The 6,741-nt window shown below is 69.6% G+C and carries 7 protein-coding genes; 6 read left to right on the top strand and 1 reads right to left on the bottom strand.

What is annotated here, in order from left to right; translation table 11 throughout:
• Window positions 1-91: 91 nt before the first annotated feature.
• Window positions 92-775, bottom strand: a complete 684-nt coding sequence (locus ABZ923_RS40595) for a glycerophosphodiester phosphodiesterase family protein (protein WP_361483237.1) — start codon at window positions 773-775, stop codon at window positions 92-94.
• Window positions 776-1,178: 403 nt separating this feature from the next.
• On the opposite strand from ABZ923_RS40595, the gene ABZ923_RS40590 reads away from it, so the two are divergent.
• The 6 genes from ABZ923_RS40590 to ABZ923_RS40565 all read left to right on the top strand — a co-directional run bounded on the left by ABZ923_RS40590 (window position 1,179) and on the right by ABZ923_RS40565 (window position 6,653).
• A complete protein-coding gene (locus ABZ923_RS40590) occupies window positions 1,179-2,576 on the top strand; it encodes a DUF6421 family protein (RefSeq protein WP_361483234.1) in 1,398 nt (465 codons plus the stop codon).
• Between the two features lie 38 nt (window positions 2,577-2,614).
• Window positions 2,615-3,370 carry an SDR family oxidoreductase gene (locus tag ABZ923_RS40585; protein WP_361483231.1) on the top strand — a complete coding sequence of 252 codons (756 nt, stop codon included), beginning with the start codon at window positions 2,615-2,617 and terminating at the stop codon, window positions 3,368-3,370.
• Complete coding sequence (locus tag ABZ923_RS40580) at window positions 3,367-4,437, top strand: low specificity L-threonine aldolase (RefSeq protein WP_361483228.1); 1,071 nt, start codon at window positions 3,367-3,369, stop codon at window positions 4,435-4,437. The genes ABZ923_RS40585 and ABZ923_RS40580 overlap by 4 nt, the downstream gene beginning before the upstream one ends.
• Window positions 4,438-4,515: 78 nt before the next feature.
• Window positions 4,516-5,106 carry a transglutaminase family protein gene (locus ABZ923_RS40575; protein ID WP_361483225.1) on the top strand — a complete coding sequence of 197 codons (591 nt, stop codon included), beginning with the start codon at window positions 4,516-4,518 and terminating at the stop codon, window positions 5,104-5,106.
• A gap of 348 nt (window positions 5,107-5,454) precedes the next feature.
• Window positions 5,455-5,985 carry a hypothetical protein gene (locus ABZ923_RS40570; protein WP_361483222.1) on the top strand — a complete coding sequence of 177 codons (531 nt, stop codon included), beginning with the start codon at window positions 5,455-5,457 and terminating at the stop codon, window positions 5,983-5,985.
• Entirely contained in the window at window positions 5,982-6,653 is a 672-nt protein-coding gene (locus ABZ923_RS40565; protein WP_361483219.1) for a hypothetical protein, read from the top strand. The genes ABZ923_RS40570 and ABZ923_RS40565 overlap by 4 nt, the downstream gene beginning before the upstream one ends.
• The last annotated feature ends 88 nt before the right edge of the window (window positions 6,654-6,741 follow it).

Here is a 6,741-nt window from a genome sequence, read left to right as displayed (position 1 = left end):
TACGAGGGACTGCACCCGGCACGCCGAGAGCACGCACCAGACGCCGCAGGGCCCGCCCTCCGGGCGGACGGAGGGACTTTGCGGACACGACCTAGGCCGTGAACCGTCCCGTGCGCTTGATCTCCGGATAGTCCGTCGTCGCCCCGTCCAGCTGCAGCGCGCGCACCAGCCGCAGGTGGTCCTGCGTGTTGACCACCCAGCCGATGATCCGCAGCCCGGACGCGCGCGCGTGCTCGACGATCTCCAGGGTGAGCCGGCGGATGTTGAGGCACACGGTCGCGGCACCCACGGCGACGGCGCGGTCCACCACGTCGGTGCCGTACCGGCTCGCGACCAGCGCCGTGCGCACGCCCGGCACCAGCCGCGCGATCTCGGCGATCGCCTCGTCGTGGAACGAGGACACCTCCACCCGCGCGGTCAGATCCCGGGCGCGCATCACCTCGGCCAGCGCCCGCGCCGCCGCCACGTCCTTGATCTCGGCCTGCAACGGCGCGTGCACCGCCTCCAGGACCTCCTCGAACACCGGCACCCGCTCCCCGCGGCCCGCGTCCAGGGCGCGCAGCTCGGCGAGGGTCTTCTCGGCGATCGGGCCGGACCCGTCGGTCGTACGGTCCACCTCGGCGTCGTGCATGACGACCAGGGCGCCGTCCTTGCTCAGGTGTAGATCGAGTTCGATCAGGTCGAGGCCGGCCTGCTGCGCGGCGACGAAGGAACGGAGGGTGTTCTCGGGCTCGACGCCCATGACACCGCGGTGACCGATGGTAAGGAAGTTCAAGGTTCAACTCGCTTCCGTCGACGGCGGCTCGGCGGCGCGCGGACCGACGGACCCGTCCGGACGTCGTCGTCCACGCGGCAGGCTCGCAGCCTAACGGCCGGGCCGTGCGTTGAACCCGCGGCTGCGCCGGGCATTCGGGAGCGGGGCCAGGCGCGGGCTGGCCGGTATCCGCCCCGGCTGTCACCCTCCCGTGGGCGCGTCCCCGCGGGCCTTGACCGACCGGATCACCGCCGCTCCGGCGCCGTCCGCCGTCGACGGAAGTGAGCGTCGTCACGGTTTGCGGCAGGAAAAACATCCGTGACCAAGGGGAAAGGCAGAAGAATTTCCCGACTACGCTCTTGCTGAGAGAAACCGGGTATGCATACGGTGTGCGTACGCGAGGTTCTCCTGTGGAGGATGGGACATGACGGAAATTCTTGTGCAGTCGGGTGCGGAGGATCGGGTTTCTCCGCTGACCAGGGTGGTGGAGCACCCGGCATGGCCCGTGCTCAAGGATGCCGTGGAGCAGATCCGGCCATGGCAGTCGAAGGACGGCTCGATCGACTTCGACGCCGAGGGCGCCCCGCAGCGGGCCGACGCCGTGGCGGCCGTCGAGCGTGTCGCGGACGCGGTCGAGCAGCTCTCCCCACTCCTTCCGCACGACGCCGCCTACCACCAGGCGCTGGTGAAGGACCTCCGCCGCTGGGCGGAGGGCGGCTTCCCGGTGCCGGACTTCCTGGACTCCCTGCTGGCCTTTCAGCCTGCCGCCAACCGTGCGGACGGCCTGCAGCACCTGGTCGTCTTCCCGATGTACACGCAGAACGGCAACCCGGACCGCAACCTGGAGGCGGTCGTGCTGCGCATGGTCTGGCCGGACTGGCTGGCCGAGCTGGAGCGCACCCGCTACGACAACCCGCTGTTCTGCGGCATCACCTTCGAGGACTTCACCTCGGGCTACGACACCAACTCCGCGGTGCTCTTCCCGGAGACCATCGCCGTCCGCGAGGCGCCGGAACGTTTCTCCTGGGGTGGCATCTTCTGTGACCGCGAGGCCGCCCGCTTCCGCCGGGTGACCGAGGCCGCCGTCGACATCCTGGGCCTGGAGCTGCCCGAGGACATCGCCGCGATGGTCCACGACCAGAAGCGCTGCGAGGAGGCCTTCGTCCTGTGGGACATGGTCCACGACCGCACCCACAGCCACGGCGACCTGCCGTTCGACCCGTTCATGATCAAGCAGCGCCAGCCGTTCTGGATGTACGGCCTGGAGGAGCTGCGCTGCGACCTCACCGCCTTCAAGGAGGCCGTGAAGCTCCAGGCGGACGGCGTCCCGCAGGCCCGTGACGTGCAGTACGCGGTGCTCTTCGACCGGATGTTCCGCTTCCCCGTCACCGGCGACCGCAACCGCAACTACGACGGCCTCGGCGGCCAGCTGCTCTTCGCCTACCTGCACAAGCACGACGTCGTCCGCTGGACCGACAACAAGCTCTCCATCGACTGGGAGCGCGCCCCGCAGGTCACCAACCAGCTGTGCGCCGAGATCGAGAAGCTGTACAAGGACGGCATCGACCGCCCGAAGCTGGTGCACTGGTTCGCCGGCTACGAGCTGGTCTCCACCTACCTCGCCCCGCACCCCGGCTCCAAGTGGGCCAAGGGCCCGGAGGCCCTGGACCTGACCCAGCCCCCGCGCAAGCTCGTGGACGACGTGCTTCCGGACGAGTTTCCGCTGAGCATGTTCTATGAGGCCCTGTCCAAGAAGCTGAAGAATGTGATCGCCTCCACCAAGGGCATCACGGCGGACAGCGCCGAGCCGGTCGCCGCGTGAGCGACCGCGTCCAGCACACTGCTTCAGAGGGGAAGAACATGGGGAACGGCGCGAACGGGCCTCTCAGCGGTGCGGTGATCGCGGTGGCCGGTGCGGGTGGACCCGCCGGCCGCGCGACCCTGCTGCGCCTGGCCGAGGCCGGGGCGACCGTCGTCGGCGCGGACAACGACCCGCAGAGGCTGTCGGAGGCCGTGGACGCGGCCCGCTACGCCTCGGGTGGCGCGTCTGTCACCGGCGACACGGTGGACCTGCTGAACCTGCAGTCCACCCGGGACTGGGCCGCGCACATCGAGAAGGACTTCGGGCGGGTCGACGGCCTGGTGCACCTGGTCGGCGGCTGGCGCGGCAGCGAGACCTTCACCAAGACCAGCCTCGACGACTGGGACTTCCTGGAGCTGCTGCTCGTCAAGACCGTGCAGCACACCTCCCTGGCGTTCCACGAGGCGCTGCAGCGCAGTGAGCGCGGCCGGTACGTCCTGATCAGCGCGTCCGGTGCCTCGAAGCCGACCGCCGGGAACGCGGCCTACTCCGCGGCCAAGGCCGCCGCCGAGGCGTGGACGCTCGCCATGGCCGACTTCTTCCGCAAGGCCGGGGGCGCCGAGGGGCCGACGTCCGCGGCTACGATCCTGGTGGTGAAGGCGCTGGTGCACGACGCCATGCGCGCCGAACGCCCCAACGCGAAGTTCGCGGGCTTCACGGACGTCAAGGACCTGGCCGAGGCCATCGAGAGCGTCTGGAGCAAGCCCGCCGCAGAAGTGAACGGAAACCGTCTGTGGCTGACCGAGAAGCCGTGAACCCTCCCAAGACCGACGCGCGTCGCCATCACGACCCGCAGGTCCGCGGTTTCGCCAGTGACAACTACGCCGGAGCCCACCCCGAGGTGCTGGCCGCCGTGGCCCTGGCCAACGGCGGCCACCAGGTGGCCTACGGCGAGGACGACTACACCGAGAACCTCCAGGGGATCATCCGGAGCCACTTCGGTGCCACGGCGGAGGCCTTCCCGGTCTTCAACGGCACCGGCGCGAACGTCGTCGCCCTCCAGGCGGTCACCGACCGCTGGGGCGCGGTGGTCTGCGCCGAGAGCGCGCACATCAACGTGGACGAGGGCGGCGCGCCCGAGCGCATGGGCGGGCTGAAGCTGCTCACCGTGCCCACGCCCGACGGCAAGCTCACGCCGGAGCTGATCGACCGGCAGGCCTGGGGCTGGGAGGACGAGCACCGCGCCATGCCGCAGGTCGTGTCGATCACCCAGAGCACCGAGCTGGGCACCCTCTACACGCCCGAGGAGATCCGCGCGATCTGCGAGCACGCCCACGCGCACGGCATGAAGGTGCACCTGGACGGCTCCCGGATAGCCAACGCGGCCGCCTCCCTGAACGTGCCCATGCGGACGTTCACCAATGCGGTCGGCGTCGACATCCTCTCCCTGGGCGGGACGAAGAACGGCGCGCTGTTCGGCGAGGCGGTCGTGGTCATCAACCAGGACGCGGTGCGGCAGATGAAGCACCTGCGGAAGATGTCGATGCAGCTGGCCTCGAAGATGCGCTTCGTCTCCGTGCAGCTGGAGGCGCTGCTCGCCAAGGACCTGTGGCTGCGCAACGCCCGTCACGCCAACGAGATGGCCCAGCGGCTCGCCGAGGGCGTCCGCGCGGTGCACGGCGTGGAGATCCTCTACCCGGTGCAGGCGAACGGTGTCTTCGCCAAGCTCCCGCACGACGTGAGCGAGCGGCTGCAGAAGCGGTTCCGGTTCTACTTCTGGGACGAGGCCGCCGGAGTGGTGCGCTGGATGTGCTCCTTCGACACCAGCGAGGAGGACGTCGACACCTTCGTGGCGGCGGTCAAGGAGGAGATGGCCCGCTAGCCCGAGGCTCTGCATAGATATGCGGTCACCCGAAAAGTCATTGACGCTCGGGTGATCGCATTCCTATGCTCTGCGGGCATGGAGCTGATCCAGAACACCGCCGACCTCTCTGCCTATCTCGCCGCCGACGACGTCATCGACCACCATCATCCGGTGGTGCGGGAGACGGCCGGCCGCCTGGCCGCCGAGGCCTCAGACTCGTATGACTATGCACGGGCCGCCTACGAATTCGTCCGGGACGCCATCCCGCACTCCCAGGACTCCGGCGACCTCCGCGTCACCTGGCGCGCCTCCGACGTGCTGGCCCTGGGCACCGGCATCTGCCACGCCAAGTCCCATGCCCTCGCGGCGCTGCTGCGGGCCGAGGACATCCCGACCGCCCTGTGCTACCAGCGCCTGACCCACGACGGGGGCGGCCACGTCCTCCACGGCCTGGTCGCCGTCCGCTTCAACGGGGCCTGGCACCGGCAGGACGCGCGCGGCAACAAACCGGGCGTCGACGCCCGGTTCTCCCTGGCCGGCGAGCGGCTGGCCTGGATCCCCGACCCCGCCGCCGGCGAGCTGGACCACCCCGTGCTCTACGCCGCACCGCACCCGCTCGTCCTCGCCGCCCTGCGCGCCGCGCCCGACCGGCCGTACCTCTGGAAGACGCTCCCCGACTCCCTCTGACCCCACGTCACATGCGAAACCTCCGCCTCAAGTAGGAGGATTGCTTTCCTACTTGAGACCGATGCCGGGACCGGCACCGCCTGTGAGGCTAGGTCCCGATCACAGGCGGCATCTCGGTGCAGCCGGTCAACGGGGGATCCACAAGGGGGAAATCAGTCTTTTCCGGGGCGCGTCGACTCTCCGCGTCCCCGTTCCTTTCGCTTCCTTTCCCGCGACCTGACATCCGGCCTGACATTCAGGACGTGGATGCATCACGCTGCGCCGACCGTGGAGCGATGCGAGTTCGTACCCGGTCGCTGCCGTCTGCTCAACTCACGGGGAGAACAGTTGAATAGAAGAATCGCACGAGTGTCACTCGGCCTGACGACGAGTGCCGCGCTGGCCGTCGCCGGCACCCTGGCCGTCACGGCCCCCGCCCACGCGACGTACTACAGCGGGGGCATGCCCAAGCGGTCGTTCAGCGTCAAGACCGTCGGCATCAACGGCGAGTGGGTCAAGTACTTCGACACCGCTCGCGGCAACTGGAACCGCGCCGGTGTCGGGGCGAGCATCAAGCGCAGCTCCAGCGCCAAGCCCAGCTTCACCGCCGGCAACTACAGCCAGAGCTGGTACGGCCTGTACGCGCCGTCCGGAACGCGGGCGCACCGCTCCTTCCAGATCAAGGTCAACGCCACGACCCTGTGGCGGGACACCAAGAGCATCCCCAAGTACGACAAGTGGGTGCGCAGCACCAGCACCCACGAGCTGGGGCACGGGCTCAGCCTCGCCGACAACCCGAACACGAGCAAGGTCTCGCTGATGAAGCACAGCCGCGACCGCTCGAAGGTGCAGACGCCGCAGCCCTATGACAAGTCCGAGGTGAAGAGGATCTACCGATGAACGCCAGACGGAACATCCTCGTCGCCGGAACAGCGGTACTCGCCGCGTTCGCCGCCGTCGGCTGCTCCGCGGAGAACTCCTCCGACGGGGCCAGGGCCGCTGCGGGTCCGGACACCGTGACCTACCACGCGGACTACCCCGCGTACTCCTCGCTCGACGACGTCATCAAGAAGTCCGACGCCGTCGTTGAGGGCACCGTCGTCAGCACCCGGGTGCAGAAGGTGCTGCCCGACGCGCCCGCCGGTGACAACCCCGCCACCAACCCGCAGGCCGGCCTGTCGCCGGCCGAGGCCAAGGCGGCCAGGAAGGCGGCCGAGGAGAACCCGGTCATCGTCACCGTCTCCAAGGTGAAGGTCACCCGGGCCCTCGCCGGCAAGGTGGCCGTCGGCGACACCATCGAGGTCAGCCAGCTCGGCGGCACCTTCAACGGTGTGGCGTACCAGGAGAAGGACACCACTCTGCTCGCCAAGGGCGGTCAGCGGTACGTGCTGATGCTCGCCGCCCACGGCAAGAGCCCGTACGACCTGCTCAACCCCGAGCAGGCGCTCTACTCCGTCAAGGCGGACGGCACGGTCAAGGCCGTGTCCGTCGGCGGCTTCGCCGACGCGGGCAAGGTCGACCAGCTGGCCGTCAAGGCCGGCCGGATCGCCAAGAACCGCACGCGGTAAGCACACCGCCCGCACCACCCGGCCGGGGGGGCGCCGCGACTGGGCGGGGCGCGCGCGGCCGGGGGACCCCCCCCGCGGGGGCGGCCCG

It is taken from the genome of Streptomyces sp. NPDC046881 (assembly GCF_040645015.1).
Lineage (GTDB): Bacteria > Actinomycetota > Actinomycetes > Streptomycetales > Streptomycetaceae > Streptomyces.
This window is presented reverse-complemented; position numbering and strand designations above follow the sequence as displayed.